Origin of the sequence: Mesorhizobium sp. M1307 (genome assembly GCF_040318155.1) — a bacterium.
Lineage (GTDB): Bacteria > Pseudomonadota > Alphaproteobacteria > Rhizobiales > Rhizobiaceae > Mesorhizobium.
In genome coordinates this window covers 1-2,718 of sequence record NZ_JAMYLR010000096.1, presented here as the reverse complement: position 1 = coordinate 2,718, position 2,718 = coordinate 1, and the positions used below count along the sequence as shown (strand labels likewise).

General features: G+C 59.1%; 2 protein-coding genes. Both read right to left on the bottom strand.

Annotated features, from left to right (window positions below; all coding sequences use genetic code 11):
- Positions 1-177 precede the first annotated feature (177 nt).
- The gene (locus tag NKH16_RS34700; RefSeq protein ID WP_352838565.1) at positions 178-2,031 is read right to left on the bottom strand and encodes an adenylate/guanylate cyclase domain-containing protein; all 1,854 of its coding nucleotides are present in this window, start codon (positions 2,029-2,031) and stop codon (positions 178-180) included.
- Positions 2,032-2,386: 355 nt separating this feature from the next.
- On the bottom strand, positions 2,387-2,718 hold a 332-nt coding region (locus tag NKH16_RS34695; protein WP_352903941.1), incomplete at its 5' end, for a DUF3471 domain-containing protein.

Here is a 2,718-nt window from a genome sequence, read left to right as displayed (position 1 = left end):
AGGCGAGGAGGTCGCGTCGACCTTAATCAAGACGCTTCGGTGCGAGTGGATCCACGGCTTCATCGCCGACTTCTTCAACACTATCGGTCCAAAGCTGACATTCAAATCGGTGCATCCTGAAAGCAACTAACGACGGGGAAGGATACTGCACGCCTGTACTCCGGCTTCCAACCGAAACTACTTCGTTGGCAGTCCCGCGGCCACTAGGTCGGCCACCTGTCGATCAATCACTGCAGGATTGATATGGAACGTCATATCGCGCCACCGCGTGGCCTTAAGCCACGGTTGCATGGCAAGCGCCTTGAGGACTTCACTGCGTGCATCGTCAGTTTTTCCAAGATGGACATCGTTGATGGCACGTAGCAGCGGAACAGTGATCTGGAAGTCTGACGCCTTCGTGATCAGGGCAGCAGATTCGGCGTACTTTTCGATATCCGTCAGGGCATTTGCCTTCATCACGAGATAGTAATCGGCGAAGTTTGGATCGTTCCTGAGCCCGTATTCTGCTCGCTCAATCGCCTTGTCAGTCAGGCCGCTGAAGCGGGCTGCTGATGAAAGGTCGCCGATGAGAAACGCGTCTCCGGGCGAAAGCGCGATCACCTCGTCGGCCCTGCGCAGAGACAGATCAAATTTCCCCTGATAAGCAGTGACGTAGACGGATGACCACAAGCAGCTTTTTCTTGCGTCGGGTCCGAGGTTAGCCCGTGGAAGAATCCTTGCTTCCAGTTCAGACGCCATGCGCCAATGCTCTTCAGGCTTATCGTCAAAAGCGAGGCCAGCCGCCAAGACGTGATCCCAGGCCAGTCCGCACGATAACAGCGACGAATCGGGAAATTTGGCCAAGCCCTCAAGAATTATGTCCGTCGCCTTTACCAGGCTCTCGGGCGTAAACTGCCCAAAGAAGAAATTGGATCGAAGGAAGAAGTCGTACTCTTCAAGATCCGGTGTGTCCTTTTCCCAGACCTTCTTGTACTCCATGTCGTACATTTTTCCGCGCTGGCCACCAAGCGTGCCAATGATTCGTTCGATCGCCTCGTCCTGAATCACAAGGGGATTGCTTCCCGAGCGATCGAACTTTTCCGCCCAGAGATTTTCGCCTGTGCGCGTGTCGATCAGCTGCGCGGTGATCCGCACCCGCTCCGTCTCCTTCCAGACGCCGCCCTCGATCACGTAGGCCGCGTTCAACTGTTGGCCGATCTGGCGGACATCGGTTGGCTTGTCCTTGTAGACAAAGGTAGAGCTACGCGAGAGCACCTTAAGTTCGGTGACGCCTGCCAGCATCGAGATCAAATTGTCTGTCATGCCGTCGCTGAAATACTCCAGCTTCGGGTCGCCGCTCATGTTCTTGAACGGCAGAACCGCAACGGTCGGGATACCACCCTGGTCTATCTCGCGCTTTGTTCCATAGAACTGCCACCACGCCAGGACCGCTGTGGCTGCTAAGACCAGCACCAGGAAGCTCGCCACGGCTGGCAGCCGCGAGCGGTTGCGGCTCGCGCGCCTGGGCCTAGCCTTGCCGCCGATCGTGACACGATAGGCCTCCACCGGCTCCGAGATGTTCTTGACCTTCTGCGGGCCCATCGACTGAAAGCCGAAAGCCAGCTTCTTCTCAACCTCGCGCGCGACCTTTGCAGACACCCAGATGCCGCCAGGCTCGGCAAGTTGTTCTAGTCGCGCCGCGATATTTACGCCCTCGCCAAACCGATCGTCACCCTCGACAATCACCTCGCCAAGATTGACGCCGATGCGCACTTCCACGCGCTGGTCTTTCGGCAACGAGGCGTTTCGCTCGGCCAGCCCACGTTGCAGCCAAACCGCGCATTCCATCGCCTCGACGACAGAAGAAAACTCCGCCAGCAGGCCGTCGCCCATCAGCTTGAAGATAGTGCCATGATGACGCGCTACTGTCGGTTCGAAAAGTTCCTTATGATCGGCGCGCACCCGTTCATGCGTACCCGCCTCGTCGCGCTCCATCATGGCAGAGTATCCGACAACGTCAGCAGCAAGGATGGCGGCGAGCTTGCGGTCCATTTCGGAGCACTCTGTCGGCGGCCAACCTCGGAGGCGAGGTGGCAAACCCTCCCGGTTCCAATCAGTTTCGCCTATCAGGACCTTACCCGCAAGCGGCTGCCGGTTACGAAACGACTTGATTGGGGCCGGACGCGGACTGTCGGCTATGGGAGAATCCGCCCGACTCCTTCCGATAGGCGAAAGTCGCTCTGGAAAAGCACACCGCGGGGTCTTGAAATGGCACGACCGAGCCGGCGGGCGCATCGGCCGCTCCCGTGTGCGACCACTTTCCGCCCGATCGAGACTTAGAGCGCTCCCACGCGGAATAGTCCGAGTCGACGGCATAGGGTGTATGGAGCACCCAACGCCTCCACCCCTACCTCTGAAAATGCCCCAACCCGTTCTCATTGAGATAGTCCACCGTCATCACCCGCGCGCGAAGGCCGCCGGGGGAACCGACGAACTTCACCGATGACAGCGAGCCGGTCGGCGCGTTCTCTCCGCGGGGCGTGAGGGCGTAGGTGTCGCCGTCCCAGTGTTCGAGCGTGAACTGCATGGGCTTGGGGCCGAGTTCGAGCATCAGCTTGTCGCCATCGGCCCGCACGGTGGCGGTGTCGAAATAGTTGCTCGTATATTGGCCCTCGTAGAAGGATGGACTGCGCGCCTTGGCGGGGTTCGTCGGCTTGTCCTTGCCGGCGAGGTCGCCCA